Consider the following 21,575-nt stretch of genomic DNA (forward strand, 5'->3'; position numbering starts at 1 on the left):
GAAAACCAACACAGTAATTACTCTTACCAAATTTGTATATTTGTAAAAAGCCCTTTTTAAGGGAGTAATACATGCAGAGATAGAACTGATAAATGCCGGAGATCTTGAGATGGCTCGCCGTCATATCATTGGGGAAGAAGAAGTAAAGCGCATGCCGGTTCATATGCTGGTTGATACAGGAAGTGAATATATGTGCATTAACGAAACTGTGCAGGAACAATTGGATTTGCCTTTTCGCGAAAAGGACAATTAACGAACGGTGATGTAGTGGAATATGATGTTGTTGGACCCATTGAAATACGATTTAAAAATAGAATGTGCGTTACTACTGCAATGGTTATCCCTGGTGAAAATGAATTATTATTAGGGGCTATTCCTATGGAAGATATGGATGTGCTTATTCATCCGCAACGACGGGAACTGGTAGTCAATCCGGAACATCCTTATTATGCTCAAATGAAATTAAAGGGTATACGCCGTTAGTCTATTCGAAATTCAACTACAACGATTTCGGTATCTCTTGGACTGTTAAAAAGGAATTTATATAAATTCGCTGATACGCTGCGGAGTTACTCGCAATCATGTGTCCCGCCATGCGCCATAGATTTTAACGATTTTCAAATTATGACAACAAGAAGAGCTTTTATCCGCCATTCGGTACTGGCTACAGGTGGCGTTGCCCTGAACGGCTTATTTACAAAAGTAAATGCCTCCAGTTATAACCGCATTATCGGGTCCAATAGTAAAGTCAATTTAGCGCATATAGGCATTGGAAACAGGGGTGGGGAAATTATAGCAGAGTTTGCAAAAACCAACTTGGCCAACGTGGTGGCTTTATGTGATGTGGATATGGGCGCCAAGCATACACAGGCAACGATAGCGCAGTTTCCGAACGCCCCCCGGTTCCAGGATTTCAGGAAGATGTACGATAAAATGGCGAAGGATATTGAAGCAGTGACCATAGCTGTTCCTGATTTTGCGCATTTTCCCATTACGGTGCATTCAATGGCTTTAGGTAAGCATGTATATTGTGAAAAGCCGATGGCACGGACGTTCCATGAGGTGGATCTGATGATCAAAGCGGCAAAGAAATATCCCGGAGTGGTTACGCAAATGGGCAACCAGGGGCATTCTGAGGCCAATTATTTCCAGTTTAAGGCATGGACAGAAGCAGGGATCATTAAAGACGTTACAGCTATAACCGCGCATATGAACAGTCCGAGGCGCTGGCATGGCTGGGATCCGAACATTAAGAAATTTCCCGCCGCGGAACCGATCCCCGAAACATTAGATTGGGATACCTGGCTTTCTTCACAAATGTATCATGACTATAATAAAGACTTTCATTACGGGCAATGGCGTTGCTGGTACGACTTTGGTATGGGCGCCCTGGGCGATTGGGGTGCGCATATTTTAGATACCGCCCATCAGTTCCTGGACCTTGGATTGCCGGAAGAAATCAATCCTACAAGGTTAGACGGGCATAACGATTATTTTTATCCGATGTCCAGCACCATTGAATTTAAGTTCCCGGCCCGTAAAAAAATGCCGCCGGTAGTCATTACCTGGTATGACGGACTGGATAATATTCCTCCGCTTCCCAAAGGGTTTGGAGAATCCAAATTAGATGCCAGCATTCCTACTGTAGGCGGAAAGCAGATCCAGGCAGTGAAATTGAACCCCGGGAAAGAAATTTACAGCAAAACGCTTACGTTTAAAGGCGGTTCACATGCCAGTACGCTTTCCATTATTCCGGAAGAAAAAGCAAAGGAAATGGAAAAGAAATTACCGGAAGTGCCCAAAAGCCCCTCCAATCACTTCGCTAATTTCCTGCTGTCCTGCCAGGGGAAGGAAAAAACGCGTTCTCCGTTTGAAATAGCAGGTCCGCTGAGCCAGGTCTTTTGCCTGGGCGTAATGGCACAACGGCTGGGGCGTAAAATTGTTTTTGACCGGGCAACCCGGCGTGTTACCAATGACGCTTTTGCAGATGCTTTTTTAACGGGTATACCTCCCCGCAAAGGCTGGGAAGATTATTATAAGGTATAGAAGGGGCGCGGTTTGAAAGAATTTGTCATCCGGGTGATCGGATTCAATGAACCTGCTACCGGACGGGCAGGCCTGAATGCAAACGCTTTTATGGTTGTTTCAATATGACAAATAAGAAGCCTTTTTCGTCAACGCGGAGATCAAAATAAGAAATTGTATTTTTGAAAGATGCAATTACTGAACAGGCCGGTGCTGTGCTTTCTTTTATCTGTTTTTAGCTGCTGCTGTCTGCAGTTAAAGGCGCAGCGTGTCAGCAGTGTTGTTTACCCTTCAAAAAAGGACAGTGCCCACGTATTTGCCCCGGCAAAACCAACTGCGGCCTTTTATGGGGTACACCCGGTAAACTTTCCTGTTTTATATTACCACCGGTTGGGATTTATGTGCCGCCAGGAGTGGAAGCTGGAAAAGGCAACCGGAACCTCTTTTCGTGTACGGTTGGGAACTGTGGAGAATACAGATCGGATGGAAGGCAAAATAAAACCCGGGGAGCTGCGCTAAACAGGTTGACAGATGCGCCGGTGTTATTAATGTTCCCGCATCTGTTCAACAGCCTGTTGCAGTTTGTCCAAAACAAGCGCTGCTTCAGGAGCTGTAAAGTTCCCAAATCCCAGGCGCATAGCGCTGAGCTGGGTGTTCTGGTAAAGTAATAACCGGGGTAATTGTAAACCCATTGCTGCACAGGCCCGGCTTACCCGCAGCAGGCTGATCTCCTGCTTCCACTGCGTCCATACAGCCAGCCCGCCGGGGGGCAGCACCAATTCAAGTTCTGTTCCCAGTTTTTTTTCCAGTAATCCGCAAAAATGATCCCGCCTTGTATGATAGATCTTCAGAGTCTTCTTTAGGTGGCGGTGTATTTCTCCTTCGGCAATCAGTTCTCCCAGCACCTGCTCCATAATCGTATCTCCCTGCCGGTCTATGATCGCCTGTACTTTTTGCATTTCAGTGATCAGGTTGTCCGGTGCAACCAGGAAACCTGCACGGAAACCCGGCGCCAGGGTTTTGCCAAAAGCGCCCAGGTATACTACCATGCCTTCTGTATCCGCGCTGGCCAGGGGAAGGATCGGGCTGCCTTGATAATGGAGATCATATTCATAATCGTCTTCCAGTATAATAAAGCCATAGGCTGCAGATAGCTTCAGCAGTTGCACCCTGCGCTCTGCACTTAGCACCACAGTAGTGGGATAATGATGGTGAGGCGTAAGGTACAACAGCCGCACCGGCTGCTTTTTACAGATGCGTTCTACTGTTTCCACAAGAATTCCTTCATCATCAACCGGCAGGGTCTTTAACCGTGCTCCTGATTGCTGAAAGATCATATTAGCTGTATAATAGCCCGGCGTGCCTACTAATATGATATCCCCGGTATTAATAAGGGTTTGGGCAGCTATATACATGCTCATTTCTGTTCCCCGTGTTACCAGTATGTTTTTGGGAGCAATATGCAGTCCCCGGGTACTGTTTAGAAAATTGGAAAGCTGCGCTTTAAAAAAAGAAGTTCCCGGCATGTGATAGCCCAGGTGCTTACGGTTTACTTTTCTGCGCAGGGCAGCGGTATAATAGCGCGCCAGCTGATCAGTGGGCGACAGGCGGTAATCCGGTTGCCCGTCTGTGAAAGTGGGTGCCGGACCCGGTTCTTCCGCTATGTCCAGGATGGTATTTCTTTTAAAATAGAAGCCGGCTTTTGCCGGGTAGCCGGTCAGCCGGAGCACATCCAGCTTTTTTTTTCCTGAGGGGCCGGAGGCTGGTTTTATAAAACTGCCTTTATTAGGTACGGTGATAATCCAGCCCTGGGCGTCCAGTTCTTCATAGGCTGCAACCACGGTTTTACGGTGGATGCCCAGTAAAAGGCTCATGGCGCGTGTTCCGGGCAGTTGCTGCCCTCCTGAAAGAAACCCCCGCTGGATGGCATTGATTACCTGGTGCACTACCTGCAGGTAAACAGGCGTGCTGCTTTGCCTGCTGAGCGCTATAATCGTTGGATATGGTAACTGAACCGGACTACTCATTATCTGTAAACCGGACTATTCCGGTCATCCGGCAAGATAATAGTTTTGGCGAAAAATAACCCGGCAATAGGATCAGAAAAAAAGGATCTGTCTGGAAATTTCCGGGAAGCTGCTGATCTGCCGGGGAAGTAAAAATTACAGAGATGAAGAAATTATTTTTGGGATTTGTTTTACTTGCAGGATGGTTGTCCGGGATAAAAGCACAGGAAAACCTGGATCCGGTAACCGTTACCTCTTCTTTAATAGAGGCCAGGAGTTCGGAAACCGGAAGAAATATTACGATCATCAGCGGAGAAACCCTGGCAAAACTGCCGGTGCATTCTGTTGATGAACTGCTGAAATACATTCCCGGGGTGGAAGCACAAATGCGCGGACCCCAGGGTGCACAAACCGATATTTCCATACGCGGAGGCACCTTTCAGCAGGTATTGGTCATATTGGACGGATTACGCCTGAATGATCCTAATACCGGCCATTTTACCGGGTATATCCCCATCAGCCCTGCAGAAATTGAACAGGTGGAAGTGCTTAAAGGAGCTTCATCAGCTATTTATGGTTCGGATGCCGTTGGAGGAGTAATCAATATTATTACAAAAGCATTTGATAAAAATAAACAGACAAATCAAACACAGGTGGCGGGCCAGGTTGCGGCAGGTGAGTACGGGCTGCTGGATGCAGCAATTGGCGGGTTTTATCAGAATGATAAAATAAATATCGGAGCTGGTTTGCAAACCAATAATTCGAACGGGGTTGCACAAAGGGGTATACGGGGTTATTTCCATAATACAGCCGCTTCTGCCGGGGCAATGATCAAACTGAACCCCTGCTGGAATATTGCTTTAAGAACCGCCTATGATAAAAGAGATTTTGCTGCACAAAATTTTTATACCACATCTGTTTACGATACTGCTTCGGAAAAAGTAACTTCCTGGTGGAACCAGGCAAGGATACAGTATCAGAAAAACCGCACACAATTGAGCCTGAATGCTGGCTATAAAAGCCTGGAGGATGCTTATTATTTCAGCCCTACATCGGCCCCTAATAATAACAGATCCCATTTGTTCCAGGCGCTGGCCACCCTGCAACAGCAATTTTCCGGGCAAACAGACCTGATAGCAGGATTGAACTATCAGTATAAAGATATCCGGTCCAATGACCGGGGTAACCATAACCTGAATACAGCCGCCCCTTTTGTTTCATTGATCCAGAAAGCAGGTGCTCATTTTATGTTGAATCCCTCTTTGCGGATGGAGTTTTATGGAAACTTACCGGCTGAATGGGTTCCTCAGCTTACTGCTTCTTATAAACTGGAGCATCTTCAGTTGCGTGCAAGCGGAGGCAAGACCATACGCAATGCTGATTTTACAGAATTGTATAACAACTATAATAAGTCAGAGGTAACCAGAGGCAGCATTGGCAACCCGGATCTGGCTGCTGAAAAATCCTGGGGCTATGAAGCCGGTTTCGACTGGTTTTATCAATCGAAACTGAAAATTTCTTCCAGCTTCTTCCAGCGGTTTCACGCAGAATTGATCGATTGGGTAAACACTCCTTATGAAGAGATGCCCAGAAAAACCAACTTGGTGCCCAACGGAAGCTATGCGCTGGCAAAGAATGTGGCCAAAGTGAACACCACCGGCTGGGAAACGGACATTGCCTATACACAACGATTTGCGGCAGATCAGTCTTTATTGATCAATAGCGGGTTTATATGGATGTACAGCAGCAGCAGTGAGCAGGACCCTTCTTTTTATATTTTATCCCATGCGCGGTTCCTGGCAAATGGCGTAATCACTTACCAGGCTGGTTCCTTTTCAGTAAGCCTTACGGGCATTTATAAAACACGAACCCCGCAAACCAACACCGACATCAATGCAATAATTACAAAAGATTATTTCTTAATGAATGGAAGGGCTTCCTATGCTTTTTTAAAAAGGAGATGGGCGGTTTTTGTTCAGGTGGATAATATCCTGGATCGCCGGTATAGTGATTTGTTGGGTGCACCAATGCCGGGAAGGTGGACGCAGGCCGGAATCAGCTTCAGCCTTGCGAAGTAGGGATCAGGGAGTGAACAGTATTGGATGCATTGGTTGCAGTAATTTATACAAACCGTGACTATATCAGAAGCCGTTTTACAGCGGAATTTTGTTCTGTCTGCCGGTTGGCGGATCAGTATCTATTGATAATCATATACGATTTTTAAGGGGTGACCAAAAAGTCCCTTTTGCCATGCTGAATTTATTTCAGCATCTAAAATGGCGTCTGATTGTCAATAGATTCTGAAACAAGTTCAGAATGACAATCCACTATAAACAAACTTTTTGGCCACCCCTGACAATTGTGACTTTTGATACAGCCTGATTATGGCGGTCAGTAACATCCGGTCTTCCACTTTATAAAAGCTGAAGAAGTTTAATTTACCCTTTTTTGCTCGCTCGTTCAGAACTTTCGGGCTTTTTGCTGTGGCAGTTTCTTTTCCCTTTCTGAACCGGTACATCAATGACCCCTCCTGTCCGGCGGTTATCCCAATGGCTGTATACATCTAAAAATACACTTCCATACTGGCTTGCAGCACGTGATTGTTGCAGGTTGAATGGATCCGTAAGGCTGAGCGTTATGGTTGCATTATTTTTAAGAGGTTCCTTTGCCAGGGCAAACGACACAATGCCCCTGGGAGCTATATTAAAGATTGCATGCCCTGCATACACGGACTGATAGGTCCCCGAAAGTTCAGCAGTCCAGGTTCCGGCAACACTCAACGGGGTTCTGTATACCTGCGGCAGGCATTTAAGATCGTTTCCTCCAGCGGCCGGTATTGGAACCCGGGCAATGTGTTTGCCAGCTTTGATCCGTCAAACAGGGTAGCGCTGTTCGCTACCTTTGCACTTTCTTTGGTAATCAGGGGTTTGCTGCTGCTCAACAGGGATTTCAGCCATTCTATCCGCCAGGCAATGGAAGACAGAAAGGGCGTGGCTTCTTTTGACGGACGTTTTTTGCCGAAACCATCGGCAATGGTGTTGAGCAGTTTACGAAACGACCAGTTGTCATTGCATACAATAAAGCGCTCTTCCGTAATAGCAGACTGCGCCAGCATTACTGCTGCCCGGGCAACATCTTCCACGTCTGCAAACCCGTTAACGCCATTGGTATACCAGTCAAATTCTTTGTAAACGTTTTTGAAAATAGCGCAACTGCCTTCTTCCCAGTTCCCGTAGCCCAGAATGGTGGCCGGGTTCAGCACGGCTCCTTCCAGCCCTTCGGCAAAGCCCCGCCAGGCCTCCAGCTCCGCGTTAAATTTGCTGATGGCATAATGGGTATTATTACTGCCTTCTTCCCATCTGGCTGTTTCATTTACCGTCCGGCTGTCTTTCCTGCGCCCCAGGGCAGCAACAGAGCTTATATAGACAAGTCGCCTTACATCCGTCTGCAGGGCCATATTCACCACGTTGGCTGTACCCTCAACATTTACCTTATACATACGGCGGCGATCCTTTTTTGAAAACGACACCACTGCGGCACTGTGAATAATGGTATCAATGCCCTGCATTGCTTCCTCAAGGGCTGTTACATCCAAAATATCACCTTCAACCCATTCCACTTTATTGAGGATCTGCGGATCAATAAAACGCGGAAGGATGGAATGGCTTCTTTTTATTGCCCTTACAGAAAGACCCTGCTGCACCAGCTCTTTGAGGATATAGGCTCCCAAAAGGCCGGTACCACCGGTAACTAATATATTTGGCGTTTGTTGTTTGATACTGGACAATTTTGACGAAAGTAGTTATTTATTTTGCAAGAATCCAATTAGATGCGGCTTCAATGTCCGCGTCTTTACCAGCATTCGGCTCAACCAAAATATCAGGAATCAGTTTTCCATAATATACTTTTTCTGTTCTGTCTGCAACCGTAGTAGTTGCTAAGGCGATCATGGCCCCGTCTGGCAGGTAAAAAATACTATTTGCCGTGGTATAACCGGCTGAGGGTTGCCCAAAGGTTTTAACATTTGGTTTCCCGATAAAAGCAACGGCGGTCATTTCTCCACTACTTGCTGTGGATGGGCCCAATAAGACAGCAATCTTATGGATCTTGTTTTTTAAGCGCATTGAGGGACCTCCAATTCGCCAGGCTGTTTTATACTTTCCTTTAATAAAATAGCCAGGGGTACCTTTTCCTACAAAGGTCTTTAATCCTGAAAGCATGGGCCACATATTACCACCACCGTTTTTGCGTAGATCAATGATCCAGCCTTCTATTTTGTGGTGATTATCGATCGTTTTTATAAGCGTTCTTATTGTATCTGAAAAATTCTGACCAACCTTATTGTTGACAGTTCCAAATGTGGGTACATAAATATAGCCGATCCGATCATCAATTAGGGCACTTTTAGGAACATCGGCCACAAAATTACCTTTCTTATAGTCATTGGCTACTTTTTTATTAGTAAAGAACGAGTGATTATCGCCGGCCGCTCTAAGTTCGCTTAACAAATAGTTCGTAGCGTCCCTGGTGTCTTCAATTGTAACTGCACCAGCCAGCAGCTTTTGCATAGAAGGTTTTATACCGCTCCAGTTTAAGGAGTCGGTAAATAGAGAATTTTGTTCAACAATCTCTGTAAATTTTTTGGAATAAAGTGCTGCCTCTGCCGAAGGAGGAGTGTTTGACAGCGTATTTTTTTCAGTTGTAAAATCATCAAACCAAACCGCTCCGGATCCCATTAGATAAGCTCCAAAAAATAAAGTCTTCACCTGGCTGCTTACTGTCATTTTCAGCTTCAATGCCTGCCAGTCATTGGTTCCGTTTAAAACAGCATTTTGATTACTGTTGTAAAAACCGATCTGTTTTCCGGCACTATCCCAGAGCTGACACCACAGCGCAACATTGTTTTTTACATCTTTTAATTTTACAAATACATTCAACGATATTTTATCGATGGTGTCTATAGAGACGGCAATTTTTTGTGAAAAGGATTGAAATGTCTTTACATCGTTATTTGTTGTGTTTGAAATGTATAACGAATGGTTCCCATTGTGTTTTTCTGCCGATGTAACTTTAATGGTATATCCGTCAACTTTTTTAATATTCCAGTTCTGTGGATGGCCATCAGATACCGTTTCAAAACCGGGGTTCTCAATCTGCGAAAAAGCGGTAGCAATGCTTAGAGCACCAATTAGTGTGGCAATTATATGTTTCATGATGTTATTATTTGGATGCTATGTCAATAATATCTCCTGGTTTACAGTCAAGTGCCTTGCAGATGGCCTCTAAGGTATCAAAACGAACACCTTTTGCTTTACCGGTTTTTAATATGGAAAGATTTACAATAGTAATGCCCACTTTTTCCGATAGTTCGGTTAAAGACATTTTGCGCTTGGCCAGCATCACATCCAGGTTAATAATAATGGGCATGGTTAAATAAAGAATTCGTTTTCTTTTTTGATGGAATACACATATTCAAGAAATAAGGATACAAAAAACAGACAGCCGATCAAAGGTCCCTGGATAAAAAGGGCTTTCCCCAATGCATACCCATTGGCGTATGATGAAAATAAAATATTTATGAATGGAGGACATACCGCTATTTTGTTAACGAGGTAGGTATTTCCGGTATATGCAGCTAATGAAGAGCAATAGGTTCCAACTACTAATAAAAAAGCAATCCACCGAATGGATTTTGAGGAATTCCGGGACCATTTAGCAGATTGGATGATAGCGTTCAATACGCTGAAAAGCCGCATACTTGCCAACCCGTTTATGAGTGATGAAACTAATGCGGTTATCAATACAGCCCTCCGTAAATCCGTACATGGTGTGGTTGTATAAAAGATGGGCGTTTTTAAAACCACCAGGTCGCAGATAATAAAGGCGAACTTTATTAGCAGCACGATCCCGATGAAGACAATAAGATAGAGCGCGTATTTGCTTTTTTTTAATATGGATTCCATGACTGATCAGTTTGACTTGAAAAATTTAAATAATGGAATCGTTTTCCATTTTTATAGTACTGGTATATTGTAGTACATCTGCAATCAGGAAAATGCAGAGAATGAGGAACCAGGATAAAGGAGCATTGAAAAGCGCGGTCAGCAGTGCATTCTGATACAGGTTATGATCAGCCAGGTGGTTTGTTATGGCTTCCTGTTTTGAAAACAGGGATTCTTTCCAGGTTGTGATAGCAGCGTCAATCAATAATACCAGTACATTCAGCCAGCCGATCAGCTTGATTTTTTTGTAATAACTCCTGTTCCATTTTACCCGGCTCATTACATTTCTGATAATGCGAAACAACAGGTACCCCATGACCAGCAAAAGGGCAGATTTTACAAACTCCAATATATTAACAGGTAATACCTGGTTACGGTACTCCTGTATCGACACAATATTAGAAGAAAGCGAGTTCGTAATCAGGATCACCAGGTTAACAATAAAAGCTGCACAAAGAAAACCCATTGCGATAAGGGTGCTGCCGGTAATTTTAAATTTGGGGAGCATATTTAATGAACTTTTTGGTGCCTCAAATATATATCAGTCTTAAAATAAAACAAAAAATATTTATCGTTTTATTTTAAATAAATAATGCTCAACATTAAAGATAAGATAGGCCCTTAATGTGTTCTGGTTTTGAAAGAGGATTTGCAATTTCAGGGGCAATCAGCAAAAAGGGTTAATGATCGATTTATTTGCTTAAGCTCAGATCAACCCTTTCTTTTTCATACCCAGCCAGGCAGCTAATTGCAAAAGGATGATAATGATAAGAATGGGCACCAGGCTTTGAAAAATGTCTCTTAGCCCGCCGCCTTCAAGAAACAGTCCATAGAAGGCTTCCAGGCACCAGTAAAGTGGTGAAATACGCATTATCCCCTGGAAAGAGGCCGGCATGGCAAATGCCGGAACCAGCAGTCCGCCAATGGCGGCAAACAAAACAATGCTGATGGCGCCAATGCCGTTACTTTGTTCCTGTGTATTGGCAAAGGTGCCGATGCAAATGGCAAAACTGGTGGCGCACCAGCCACAAAGGAATGTTACCAGCAGTAGCCCCAACTTGTCTGAAGGAATATTTAATGCCGGTAACCCGATGACGGGAAACAGCCACCGGCCCAGGTTAAAGATAACTGCCGCCTGTAGCATGGTAATAAGCACATAGGTAACCTGTTTAGAGAGGATGGAGATGGACAGGGAGGTGGGCATTGTTTTTAAGCGCAGGAAGCTGCCGCTGGTTTTTTCACGCACCAGGCTGCTTCCAAGCGAAATAACAATAAAGAACATGGCAAAAAGGGTCCATGCAGGAATATTGTGCTGCGTGGCATTGGGAACCGGGAGGGTATGATCTTTTGAAACAGGGATCTGGTTTACCGGGGTTTCATTGGTAAGGATCTGCTGTTCCAGCGATTGCGGTATCTCCGGTTCATTATTAATACTGCTGTACAGGGCCCTGACAATATATTTGCTTTGCACCACCTGTAATACGCTGTTGAGGGCACCATCAATCCCCTGCCGGAAAGACTTTTGCAGCACCGGATGGTAGTATAAGGTAATAGCGCTGGCTTTAATTTTTGCAGCATCGCTACTGCTATCCGCAATGGCGATGGTTTTCAGTGCTTCGCCCGAAACGTGTTCCGCCTTTGCCAGTACATCCTGTGTATAGTTGGAAGGAATGACCATTCCCAGCAGGGCTTCTTTATCTTCCATCCGCTTTTTTATAATATCCACTGAGGCATTGGCAGGCACTTTTTTCAATGCAAATACTCCTCCTTTTTCCATGGATGTAATCAACTCCCTGGAAGCTTCGCCGGTGTCCCGGTTTAAAAGCAGTAAAGGTACTTTTTTGTCATTGACCAGCTCATAAGTGCTGTTTTGCACGGAGGCGATGATGATAGCAAGGACAATGGGCATCAGGAACATAAGGGCCAGTCCCACTTTATCCCTTATCAGAATAAGGCCATCCTTTTTTATGCTTGCCCAAAGTTTGTACATGATTTTTGCCAGGTATACCTTATTGGTTTTGCTTTTTTATTGCCTCTATATAATCAGAAAGATCCCCGCTTTCCACTCTTACATCATATTTAAATCCTTTGGCGTTATCTGTAAGACTATCAAAAGCGGATTTATATATGGGTGTCCAGTCTATTTTATCGCGATTAACAGAATGTATTTTCATGGTATCCAACGCAGCCTTCAAATATTGCTTTGAACGAACCTGAGCATTTGCAGCGTAACTGCTCAACAAAAAAAGAAAAAATATAAACACTTCATATAATATTTTAGAACCTCAGAATCAATCTAAATTTTATTCCTGCTCAATACTTCAGTTCGTATTCCCCTTTTTACTGATAACGACTAATTGGCGGCAAAACTAACCCTTTTTTTTGCGCTGATCATGTATAAAAAATGGGTAAATTTAAAAATAAAAGAAGGATGGGCGTAATCTATGCAGAAATAGAGCTGATTAATGGAGATGACCTGGCATTAGCACGGCGGCATATTATTGGTGAAGAAGAAATCAAACGCATTACGGTAAATATGTTGGTAGATACCGGAAGTGTGTATATGTGCATCAATGAAAATATACAGGAACAACTGAAATTAAACATTGTTGAAAAAAGAAAAAGGCAATTAGCCGATGGTAGTATTGTAGAATACGATATAGCCGGACCTATTGAAGTCCGGTTTAAAAACAGGCGTTGCGTGGTGGATGCTATGGTTCTGCCTGGCGATAGCGAATTATTGCTTGGCGCTATTCCTTTAGAAGATATGGATGTATTGATACATCCTTACCGGAGGGAATTGATCGTAAACCCCGAGCATCCTTATTTTGCTCAAATGAAGCTAAAGTAATTGTGTAGGCCTATAAGTTTTTCAAAACCTTATAGGTCTTTACTCAACGCTCCAGCTTGCGGCTCCGTCCTTTTCATCTTTTAAAAGGATACCGATATTTGCCAGCTGGTTGCGGATTTTATCAGAAGTAACAAAATCTTTCCGGCTGCGCGCTTCTTTCCGTATTTCAATCAGCAACTGCATTACATCGTTCAGCTTTTTATTATCGGCTTCAGATACGGACGTGAGGCCCATAATGGTTTCCAGATAGGTATGAAATTGTTTTTGCAGGAGATCGAATGTTGCTTTTGAAAGATGATTCAACGGAATGGTCTTATCTTTTATGCTGTTGATAACGGGTACCAGTTCAAACATATTGGCCAGTACCTTGGCGGTGTTAAAATCATCATTCATAAACTCGTCAAATGCCTCTACTCCTTTTTTTACACGCGCATCCAGTTCTGCATCTGCGGCTGTTGCAGAAAGCTCGCTGTCTCTTTCCTTTAACCGGATCAGGTTTTCATAAGCTTCCCAAAGACGTTTTAGCCCTTTTTCCGATGCCTGCAGCGCTTCATTGCTAAAATCAAGGGTACTGCGGTAATGGCTTTGTAAAATAAAGAAGCGTACCACCATGGGGTGATAGGCCTGGCTCAGCAAGGGATGATCACCGCTGAACAACTCCGTTAATTTAATAACGTTGTTGTAGCTTTTGCCCATTTTACGGCCGTTGATGGTGATCATGTTGTTGTGCATCCAGTATTTTACCGGGGCCGTATGATTGCAGATCGTACTTTGGGCTATTTCACTTTCATGGTGCGGGAACTGCAGATCCATCCCGCCCCCGTGGATATCAAAACGAGCGCCTAAATATTTTGTAGCCATGGCAGAGCACTCAATATGCCAGCCCGGAAAGCCCTCGCCCCAGGGGCTTTGCCAGCGCATAATGTGCTTGGGCGGCGCTGCTTTCCACAACGCAAAATCCGCTGCATCCTTTTTTTCTTCCTGTCCTTCCAGCTCTCTTGTTGTTTCTAAAAGGTCTTCTATTTTCCTGCCGCTCAGCTTACCATAATCGTGCCCTGCTGCATATTTTTTTACGTCAAAATAAACGGAACCATTGGTTTCATAAGCATACCCGTCTGCAATGATCTTTTTGATCATCTCAATCTGTTCTACAATATGCCCCGTGGCCGTTGGTTCAATAGAAGGCGAAAGTGTGTTGAACTGGTTCATGGCCCAGTGAAACAGGTTGGTGTATTTCTGCACCAGTTCCATCGGTTCCAGCTTTTCCAGGACCGCTTTGTTTGAGATCTTGTCCTCCGCTTCGCGGCCCTCTTCTTCAAAATGCCCTGCATCCGTAATATTCCTTACATAGCGCACCTTATATCCCAGGTATTGCAGGTAGCGGTACACCACGTCAAAGGTAATATAGGGGCGGGCATGCCCCAGGTGACTTTCTCCGCTTACTGTAGGGCCGCATACATACATTCCTACATAGCCAGGCGTTATGGGTTCAAATACTTCTTTCTGTCGGGAATAAGAATTATAAAGCTTTAGCTCACTCATACCATTTTTGTAAGAATACAAATATAATAGATAAATAAGTGGAGACAGGCATTAAGACGGCCTGAGCAGCAGAAAAAGAAAACGAACACATCCTAATAAAGCCAACTGTTTATAAGGGGTATATATTGAAAGCGTGCCGGACACGGTTATTGCACCGGTACCAGCTCAAGATCGCAAACCATCATATAATGATCAGAATAATTGGTGGTAATTCGTTTGATCTGATCTATTTTAAAATGGTCATCCGTAAAAATATAATCGATGCGTAATGTAGGCGAAAGCGAATTATAGGTCCTTCCGATGCCAAATCCTTTTTTCAGGTAAGCATCCTGCATGTTGCCCCGGATGGTATGATACGTGTAGGAGTTGGGTACATCATTCAGATCTCCGCAGAACAGGGTCGGGCTGGGGCTGTTCTTGAGAATATCGCTGATCATATCTGCTTCAATGCTTCTGTGCCGTATGGCAGTACGTAGTTTCGTGAAAATATAAAAAGCATTACTGAATATATCCCCCTTGGCTTTTTTCAGTTCTTCGATCTTTGAAATATCCTCTTTGCGGAACTGGTTAGATTGAAGATGCGTGGTATACACCCTGAAAAGCCGGTTATCTTTTTTTATATCTACAAATAACAGCGCTTCCGGCAATGTAGGCCGCGGGTAGCGGACAATGCCGGTATCTACAATGGGAAAACGGCTGAAGATGATGCTGCCGTTAAAAAGACGGTCTCCATCCCAGTCGTGTGAATAGTAGAAATAAGGGTATCCCAGCCCTTTGCTGATGGCAACAATATTATTATACCAGTCCGGGTTAATAGAGGAGCTGAATTCCTGGAAGCACAGCAGGTCTGCATTGGCTGCATTGATCTGCTGCAGCATCTTATACCGTGTTTGGCTGCCTTTATTATTATTAATAACCATTTCCACAAAGCGCGCCACATTCCAGGTTACCACCCGTATATGCCCCGCTTTTTTTTCCTGCCGGAAGGGTCTTTTGGGGTTGAATGCAAAAAAATTGGTTATCGCTCCCCCGCCTACTAAAATGGCTATGCCCGATACCAGTGCCCATTTACGATTAACAAACAGCCACCATACCAGGAAAAGCAATACAAACAACAGCAAAAACGGGAACATGAGACTAAAAATATAAAGGATGGGCCAGTCAGCGGGGTTTACGTAAGCAGCAATACAGGCCAACAGGAAAAAGAAAACCACCAGTATATTGGTGATCAGTAAAACCTTATTGCTGATTTTTGTAAAAACACTCATGACCAAGATCTTTCAGCATGAAAGATAGCTAAGTATAAATAAAGTAATGTAAAGACGTGCCGGAAAATGACTTAGTTGCCTTTAAAATCCTCCTGGCTGGCGCGGTTCAGCAGGTCCTTTTCCTCCTGCGTAAGTGTTTCATAACCACCACCCTGATTCATTTTGTCCAGGATCGCGTCCAGGCGTTGCTGGGTTAATTTGGCTCTTTTGGCAAAGGGGCTTCCGCTTGCCTTATAGAAATAAGTGTCTTTTATCCTTTTTCGTGCCAGGTGCTTTTCGGGATTAAACAGGTTGATAAACCAATCATACAGGTTGTTCATCCACTCACTTCCGTCATATCCCTTTCTCAACAGGAAGATAAAGAGAAACCCTGTGAGCGCTGCCGTGATCTGCGAAAAATAAAGCGCCGGTACCCCGGCAGGGGTAGTTGCAAAATCAATTACGGCATAAATAAGGGTGATGATCCAAAGGGACACGCCACCATTTAGGAAGGGAAACAGTTTATAATTGGGCGCTATGGTTGTAGCAGCCACCGCAATGGCCAATATACAGGCGCCTGAACCGCAGAAATAAGGCAGTGCATGGGTTTCCGGGTGCATTGTTTTGGAAACCAGTACATATACAAGGCCGGAAAGAACGGTTGCATATAAGAATAACGGAACCAGCTTTCTGTTGCCGGTAATATCAATAAAGATGTACCCAAAGCACCAGAGCCAAAGCATGTTGGCGATCAGTTCCCAAACGTTTATCTGTACAAAAGAGTAGGTCAGAAAGGTCCAGATTTTTGAAAGGGCAGTTCCCAGTTTGGGCGATAAGGCTATGGTACTGAGAATATGATCATCAAAATAGCCCATTACCGCCCCGCCTTCCGGGAACCGCAGGTAGGTGAGTGCCTTAAAAAAAGCAAGCACTACAAAAGTGATCATACTCATTGCTATCAGTATCACCAGCGGGTTCACACGGGTTCCAAAAGACAACCTGCTATCATAATTTCTGTCAGAAATACCCATAACTAACTACCAACAAAATTAAAAGGTCAAAAGTTGAATTGTTTCTGCAATATAAACTCTAATATAAAGTTTTCCTGTTTGTTTTATTCCAGATTTTCAGAAGGATAAAACCGGTTATGGCACCGCCCAGATGCGCATAATGCGCGATACCGTCTCCCGAGGCCTGGTAAAGGCCAAAGAAAAGGTCTAATGCAATCAGCCCGGTAATGGCCCATTTAGCCTTTATAGGAATGGGAATGAACATAATATAAAGCTCTGTATTGGGAAAGGTCATTGCAAAAGCCACCAAAACACCAAATACGGCCCCGGAAGCACCAAGCGCAATACCGCCAGGTAAAAAATACTCGGATACCAAGTGCAAAGCCGCTGCCCCGAGCCCGCAGATCATATAAAAAATAAGAAACCGCCTGCTGCCCCAAACATTTTCAAGAATACGGCCAAACATCCACAAAGTAAACATATTAAAGAGAATATGAAAATACATCTGCGGCCCTTCTGCGGCATGCGCAAACATATGCGTAATCAGCTGATATGGCTGAAAACCTTCTCCAATGGGGTAAAGGGCCAGCTTTGCGGTAAGAAAACCTGCTGTTTCATCTCCTACAGGAACGCGGGGAAGCCGCCGGTCATAGATCAGCTGCGCCAGCCATACCACCACATTGGTTGCAATTAAAGCCCGTATTGCGGGAGGAAACTTTTCAGGGGGTCTTGTATAATATTGATTCATGAATGTTTTTAAGTTTATATAATTCTTTACCTGGTATTGGCTCAGGTACGGAGTTTTAGTTGCACTACATTTTCGATGTGCAGGGTATGGGGAAACATATCCACCGGCTGTACTTTTGTTACTTCGTATTTCCCGTTGAGCAGTGCCAGGTCCCGGGCCTGTGTAGCCGGGTTGCAGCTTACATAAACAACAGTAGGTGCAGCCATTTCATTAATTTTGTTTACCAGCTTTTCATGCATTCCGGCCCTTGGGGGATCAGTGACTATAACGTCAGGCCGCCCATGTTGTTCAAAAAAACTATCTGTACAAATATCAATTACATCGCCTGCATAAAAACGGGTCTTCTCCAATCCGTTCAGTGCCGCATTTTCTTTTGCATCTTCAATTGCTGCGTCAATCAGCTCCACTCCAATCACCTTTGCGGCTTTTTTACTGCAAAAAATTCCGATGCTTCCGGTTCCGCAATACAGATCATACAGGGTTTCATTGCCGGTCAGTTCTGCAAAGTCCCTTGCAATGCGGTATAGCTCCACAGCCTGCAGGGTATTGGTCTGGAAGAACGATTGGGGCCCGATCTTGAACTGGTATTCTTCCAGTTTTTCTATCACGTATCCTTTTCCTTTATAGACAACAGGCTCCAGATCATGCAGGCTGTCATTCCTTTTGGTATTAATGGTATATAAGAGGGTGGTGATCTGCGGAAATTTTTCAGCAAGTTCATTGAGGAGGGGTGTTCTTTTTTCTTCGTCATCCTCCCCCATTACCAGGTTTACCATCAGTTCACCGGTTTCACAAAGGCGGATCTGCATTGTACGCAAAAAACCACTGTGCCGGCGGAGATCATAGAAGCTGTAATTATGGGCTTTTGCAAAGTCCTTTACGGCCAGGCGAATGGCATTGGTCGGCGCTGCCTGCAGGTAGCAGGTTTGCAGGTCTACAATCTTATCCCAGAAACCCCTGGCGTGAAAGCCGGCAACGCCCTGCTTTCCGTATTCATGCGGATTGGTGCCTGCTTCTTTAAGGGCATTGAACTGCTCTTTGGGCAGGAACAGCTCTGTTCCAAAAGTGTACTCGATCTTATTGCGGTACCATTTTGTTTGGGATGCGCCCAATATGGGCCGGATCTCCGGCAGCGGAATCTTTCCTATCCGCTGCAACTGGTCTTTCACCTGCTGTTGCTTGTAGTGTAATTGCTGTTCATAGGGCAGCATCTGCCACTGGCAGCCACCGCACACGCCAAAATGTGCGCAAAACGGATCTACCCGTTCTTTGGAATAGGATTTAAAAATAACAGGAGCACCCTCTGCCCAGTCTTTTTTGTTTTTGCCCAGCCGGATATCAACCACATCTCCGGGCACAGCCTGCTCTACAAAAATCACCTTGCCGTTTGCATGGGCAATGGATCTCCCTTCAGCGGCATAGTCCTCTATAAGGATGTTTTCAAGAACGATATTTTTTCTCTTTTTACGAGCCATTTTATAATTGTTTTCCCTGAAGGAGAACAGACGACCGGATAGATTGTTCCTTTAAATATAAAAATTGTTTCCGTTCCTCATCATTCAGGAATTGCCGGAAATCCCCTTCGGTTTCGAAAGAAACCAGGTGGATCTCATAAGGCGGTTCCGTATTGATCTCAATATAAGCAGCTCTTTCGGGGCGTAAGCGGAATAAAAGCCGGCCCCGGTATTTTTTTATCAGTGGAAGCGCCAGTTGTTCAAATGAGTTAAATACGGCTTCGCTTCCTTCTTTGATGTAAATGAGTTGTGTAATGAATATCATTTGGGCGATTCAATAAATGCGTATTTGCTGTTTCCTGAAAACCAGGATAGAGCACTACAACTGCTTTACTACGTTGCTTACAATCTGTGGCTTTCCCAGCGTATAATAGTGCAAAACCTGCACGCCGTTCTTCTTTAAGTCCTTTGATTGCATTAATAACCATTCCTCTCCTACTTTTTCAACGGCTTCGTTGGTTTTGCATTGCATTATTTCTTTTGAAAGCTCTGTTGGCAGGTCAATATGAAAGGTCTTGGGCAGCACATTCATCTGTTTCAGGGAGTAGATCGGTTTTAATCCGGGTATAATGGGCACATTGATGCCTGCTTTGCGGCAGGCAGCTACAAATGCATAATATTTGGCATTGTCAAAAAACATCTGTGTTACGATATAATCGGCCCCGCCATCCACTTTTTGTTTCAGATAGGCCAGGTCGGTATCCATATTAGGCGCTTCAAAATGCTTTTCGGGATAACCCGCAACACCTATGCAGAAATTGGTTTTTTGCGTATTCTTCAGGTCTTCTTCCTGGTAAATGCCATTATTTAAGTTTACAACCTGCTTTAAAAGTTCGGAAGCATATTTATGCCCGTCCGGCTGGGGAATAAAAGCAGTTTCACTTTTAGCCGCGTCGCCACGCAGTACCAGCACATTGTCAATGCCCAGGTAGTTCAGGTTAATAAGGGCATCTTCCGTTTCATTAACACTGAAGCCACCGCAGATAAGGTGGGGCACCGTGTCTACATTATACTTGTTCATAATAGCAGCGCAGATGCTTTCTGTGCCTGGCCTTTTGCGGATTTCTACTTTTTTAAAGCTGCCATCCGGATTTTTCTTAAAAATGTGCTCGCTTCTGTGATAAGTAACATTGATAAAAGCAGGCTTGAACTCCATTAAGGGATCCAGATGATCATACAACGCCTGTATGCCTTTTCCTTTTAATGGCGGAAGAATTTCAAAAGAGATCAGTGTCTCTTTTGCATTATTAATATGGTCGATCACCTTCATAGGCTGCAAAACTAATGGAAAGAGGGGAGTTTTTGCAGTTGTGGGTTATCAGATACCGGCTATCAGTTTTTGAGTTAAAAAAAGCAAAAATCCTGTGCGTTGAAGACGGAAGACTGAAAACGGATCCCTAATGTATGGAAGCTTTCTTATTTTTGCTGTAATGCTGATGAAAATATATACCCGGGACCTGGTAAAGCGCTATGGCGAGCGTACAGTGGTAAACCATGTTTCTTTTGAAGTGAACCAGGGAGAGATTGTAGGCTTGCTGGGCCCCAATGGTGCTGGTAAGACCACCTCCTTCTACCAGGTGGTGGGGCTTATAAAGCCGGATGAAGGGCATGTATTTCTGAATGATGAGGATATTACCAGGCTGCCTATGTATAAACGGGCGCAGATGGGCATTGGTTATTTGCCACAGGAAGCGTCGGTTTTCAGGAAATTAAGCGTGGAAGACAATATTGCTGCTGTGCTGGAAATGACCCGGTTACCAAAAGAACAGCAAAAGGAAAAACTGGAATCCCTGCTGGCTGAATTTCGCCTGGGGCATGTACGCAAAAGTAACGGGGATGTATTGAGCGGCGGGGAGCGGCGCAGAACGGAAATTGCCCGGGCGCTGGCCGTGGACCCCAAATTTATTTTGCTGGATGAGCCTTTTGCGGGTATTGACCCGATTGCAGTGGAAGATATTCAGAGCATTGTAGCCCGGTTAAAGTATAAAAATATAGGAATCCTTATTACAGACCATAACGTAAATGAAACCCTGTCTATCTGCGACCGTGCTTACCTGCTGATTGACGGAAAGATTTTTGAGAAAGGCACTGCTGAAGAGCTGGCTGCCAATGAGCAGGTACGCCGGTTATATCTGGGCCGTAACTTTGAGCTGAAGCGAAAAGATTACCTGCACGAAGAAGCCCAGCAGAATATTGCCGAGCTGGGACTGCAATCTGAAAATTAAAAAGCCGCAGCAATTGCTTGCTGCAGCTTTGATGTCAGATCAACTCTGCGAACTTTAAAAAACTATACTTTAGGCGCTTCTTCGGACTCTTCCAGCTTATTGTCTTTTGAGAATTTGTTACGATGTTCTGTAAACTTGCTGATGATCTGGTCGATTTCTTCAATAGCCTTGTCTACATTTTCATGAACATCCGGGAGCGTTTTATCCAACAGCCCTACACCCAGGTTAATATTTTCTGTTTCAATCTGTGCAATTTTCTTTAACACGGATGTTTCGCTGTTTTTAAGATCGTCCAGCTCCCTTAAAATCTTGTCCATTACCGCTAATTTTTCTCTTTTATCCATAATGAGTTTTTTTAAGTGTGATCTTATCCTTAAAATGATAGCTATGCACCTGTTGGTACAA

General features: G+C 44.3%; 24 protein-coding genes. 8 read left to right on the top strand and 16 right to left on the bottom strand.

Going from position 1 to position 21,575, the window contains the following annotated elements; translation table 11 throughout:
* The first annotated feature begins 109 nt into the window (after positions 1-109).
* From A8C56_RS24580 to A8C56_RS21820, 4 genes are all read left to right on the top strand, one after another.
* Positions 110-253 carry an aspartyl protease family protein gene (locus A8C56_RS24580; protein ID WP_157098061.1) on the top strand — a complete coding sequence of 48 codons (144 nt, stop codon included), beginning with the start codon at positions 110-112 and terminating at the stop codon, positions 251-253.
* Positions 254-315: 62 nt separating this feature from the next.
* The gene (locus A8C56_RS24220) at positions 316-483 is read left to right on the top strand and encodes a hypothetical protein (RefSeq protein WP_157098062.1); all 168 of its coding nucleotides are present in this window, start codon (positions 316-318) and stop codon (positions 481-483) included.
* A gap of 141 nt (positions 484-624) precedes the next feature.
* On the top strand, positions 625-2,046 hold the full coding sequence (locus tag A8C56_RS21815; RefSeq protein WP_067760674.1) for a Gfo/Idh/MocA family oxidoreductase: 1,422 nt from the start codon (positions 625-627) through the stop codon (positions 2,044-2,046).
* A gap of 168 nt (positions 2,047-2,214) precedes the next feature.
* Positions 2,215-2,544 carry a hypothetical protein gene (locus tag A8C56_RS21820; protein WP_067760675.1) on the top strand — a complete coding sequence of 110 codons (330 nt, stop codon included), beginning with the start codon at positions 2,215-2,217 and terminating at the stop codon, positions 2,542-2,544.
* Between the two features lie 26 nt (positions 2,545-2,570).
* Here the strand turns inward: A8C56_RS21820 and A8C56_RS21825 are convergent, their stop codons facing one another.
* Positions 2,571-4,052, bottom strand: coding sequence for an aminotransferase-like domain-containing protein (locus A8C56_RS21825; RefSeq protein ID WP_067760677.1), 1,482 nt, complete (start codon positions 4,050-4,052; stop codon positions 2,571-2,573).
* A 143-nt stretch (positions 4,053-4,195) separates the two neighbouring features.
* Between A8C56_RS21825 and A8C56_RS21830 the strand changes: the two genes are divergently transcribed.
* A complete protein-coding gene (locus A8C56_RS21830) occupies positions 4,196-6,109 on the top strand; it encodes a TonB-dependent receptor plug domain-containing protein (RefSeq protein WP_067760679.1) in 1,914 nt (637 codons plus the stop codon).
* A 360-nt stretch (positions 6,110-6,469) separates the two neighbouring features.
* Here A8C56_RS21830 and A8C56_RS21835 read toward each other — a convergent pair whose 3' ends face one another.
* The 4 genes from A8C56_RS21835 to A8C56_RS21850 are packed head-to-tail and all read right to left on the bottom strand — an operon-like array spanning position 6,470 to position 9,458.
* Positions 6,470-6,811 (bottom strand): outer membrane beta-barrel protein, encoded by a 342-nt coding sequence (locus A8C56_RS21835; protein ID WP_067760681.1) that lies wholly within the window; start codon positions 6,809-6,811, stop codon positions 6,470-6,472.
* The gene (locus A8C56_RS21840) at positions 6,808-7,818 is read right to left on the bottom strand and encodes an SDR family NAD(P)-dependent oxidoreductase (protein WP_245645639.1); all 1,011 of its coding nucleotides are present in this window, start codon (positions 7,816-7,818) and stop codon (positions 6,808-6,810) included. Before A8C56_RS21840 ends, A8C56_RS21835 begins: the two co-directional genes overlap by 4 nt.
* A 19-nt stretch (positions 7,819-7,837) precedes the next feature.
* Positions 7,838-9,244 carry a S41 family peptidase gene (locus tag A8C56_RS21845; RefSeq protein ID WP_067760683.1) on the bottom strand — a complete coding sequence of 469 codons (1,407 nt, stop codon included), beginning with the start codon at positions 9,242-9,244 and terminating at the stop codon, positions 7,838-7,840.
* 7 nt (positions 9,245-9,251) lie between these two features.
* A complete protein-coding gene (locus A8C56_RS21850) occupies positions 9,252-9,458 on the bottom strand; it encodes a helix-turn-helix domain-containing protein (RefSeq protein ID WP_067760685.1) in 207 nt (68 codons plus the stop codon).
* A gap of 258 nt (positions 9,459-9,716) precedes the next feature.
* On the opposite strand from A8C56_RS21850, the gene A8C56_RS24585 reads away from it, so the two are divergent.
* The gene (locus A8C56_RS24585; RefSeq protein ID WP_157098063.1) at positions 9,717-9,872 is read left to right on the top strand and encodes a hypothetical protein; all 156 of its coding nucleotides are present in this window, start codon (positions 9,717-9,719) and stop codon (positions 9,870-9,872) included.
* A 147-nt stretch (positions 9,873-10,019) separates the two neighbouring features.
* Here A8C56_RS24585 and A8C56_RS21860 read toward each other — a convergent pair whose 3' ends face one another.
* The 3 genes from A8C56_RS21860 to A8C56_RS21870 all read right to left on the bottom strand — a co-directional run bounded on the left by A8C56_RS21860 (position 10,020) and on the right by A8C56_RS21870 (position 12,207).
* Positions 10,020-10,541 (bottom strand): hypothetical protein, encoded by a 522-nt coding sequence (locus A8C56_RS21860; protein WP_067760689.1) that lies wholly within the window; start codon positions 10,539-10,541, stop codon positions 10,020-10,022.
* Positions 10,542-10,739: 198 nt separating this feature from the next.
* Positions 10,740-12,023, bottom strand: a complete 1,284-nt coding sequence (locus A8C56_RS21865; protein ID WP_067760690.1) for an ABC transporter permease — start codon at positions 12,021-12,023, stop codon at positions 10,740-10,742.
* 19 nt (positions 12,024-12,042) lie between these two features.
* Entirely contained in the window at positions 12,043-12,207 is a 165-nt protein-coding gene (locus A8C56_RS21870; RefSeq protein ID WP_157098064.1) for a hypothetical protein, read from the bottom strand.
* A 230-nt stretch (positions 12,208-12,437) separates the two neighbouring features.
* Here A8C56_RS21870 and A8C56_RS21875 point away from each other — a divergent pair, with 230 nt between their 5' ends.
* Positions 12,438-12,884, top strand: a complete 447-nt coding sequence (locus A8C56_RS21875) for a clan AA aspartic protease (RefSeq protein ID WP_084490344.1) — start codon at positions 12,438-12,440, stop codon at positions 12,882-12,884.
* A gap of 39 nt (positions 12,885-12,923) precedes the next feature.
* On the opposite strand, the gene cysS is transcribed toward A8C56_RS21875, so the two are convergent.
* The 7 genes from cysS to metF all read right to left on the bottom strand — a co-directional run bounded on the left by cysS (position 12,924) and on the right by metF (position 20,215).
* A complete protein-coding gene (cysS, locus tag A8C56_RS21880; RefSeq protein ID WP_067762424.1) occupies positions 12,924-14,426 on the bottom strand; it encodes a cysteine--tRNA ligase in 1,503 nt (500 codons plus the stop codon).
* A gap of 146 nt (positions 14,427-14,572) precedes the next feature.
* Positions 14,573-15,694, bottom strand: coding sequence for an endonuclease/exonuclease/phosphatase family protein (locus A8C56_RS21885; protein WP_067760696.1), 1,122 nt, complete (start codon positions 15,692-15,694; stop codon positions 14,573-14,575).
* 71 nt (positions 15,695-15,765) lie between these two features.
* Entirely contained in the window at positions 15,766-16,704 is a 939-nt protein-coding gene (locus tag A8C56_RS21890) for a rhomboid family intramembrane serine protease (protein WP_067760698.1), read from the bottom strand.
* Positions 16,705-16,762: 58 nt separating this feature from the next.
* Positions 16,763-17,431: a rhomboid family intramembrane serine protease gene (locus A8C56_RS21895; protein ID WP_067760699.1), complete on the bottom strand. Its 669-nt coding sequence runs from the start codon at positions 17,429-17,431 to the stop codon at positions 16,763-16,765.
* A 41-nt stretch (positions 17,432-17,472) separates the two neighbouring features.
* On the bottom strand, positions 17,473-18,906 hold the full coding sequence (rlmD, locus tag A8C56_RS21900) for a 23S rRNA (uracil(1939)-C(5))-methyltransferase RlmD (RefSeq protein ID WP_067760700.1): 1,434 nt from the start codon (positions 18,904-18,906) through the stop codon (positions 17,473-17,475).
* A 1-nt stretch (position 18,907) separates the two neighbouring features.
* On the bottom strand, positions 18,908-19,210 hold the full coding sequence (locus A8C56_RS21905; RefSeq protein ID WP_067760701.1) for a DUF1330 domain-containing protein: 303 nt from the start codon (positions 19,208-19,210) through the stop codon (positions 18,908-18,910).
* 54 nt (positions 19,211-19,264) lie between these two features.
* Complete coding sequence (gene metF, locus A8C56_RS21910) at positions 19,265-20,215, bottom strand: methylenetetrahydrofolate reductase [NAD(P)H] (protein ID WP_067760703.1); 951 nt, start codon at positions 20,213-20,215, stop codon at positions 19,265-19,267.
* Between the two features lie 130 nt (positions 20,216-20,345).
* Here metF and lptB point away from each other — a divergent pair, with 130 nt between their 5' ends.
* Positions 20,346-21,170 carry an LPS export ABC transporter ATP-binding protein gene (lptB, locus tag A8C56_RS21915; RefSeq protein WP_245645641.1) on the top strand — a complete coding sequence of 275 codons (825 nt, stop codon included), beginning with the start codon at positions 20,346-20,348 and terminating at the stop codon, positions 21,168-21,170.
* 62 nt (positions 21,171-21,232) lie between these two features.
* Here lptB and A8C56_RS21920 read toward each other — a convergent pair whose 3' ends face one another.
* Positions 21,233-21,514, bottom strand: a complete 282-nt coding sequence (locus tag A8C56_RS21920) for a hypothetical protein (protein ID WP_067760705.1) — start codon at positions 21,512-21,514, stop codon at positions 21,233-21,235.
* Positions 21,515-21,575: the final 61 nt, after the last annotated feature.

Source organism: Niabella ginsenosidivorans, assembly GCF_001654455.1.
GTDB classification, from domain to species: domain Bacteria; phylum Bacteroidota; class Bacteroidia; order Chitinophagales; family Chitinophagaceae; genus Niabella; species Niabella ginsenosidivorans.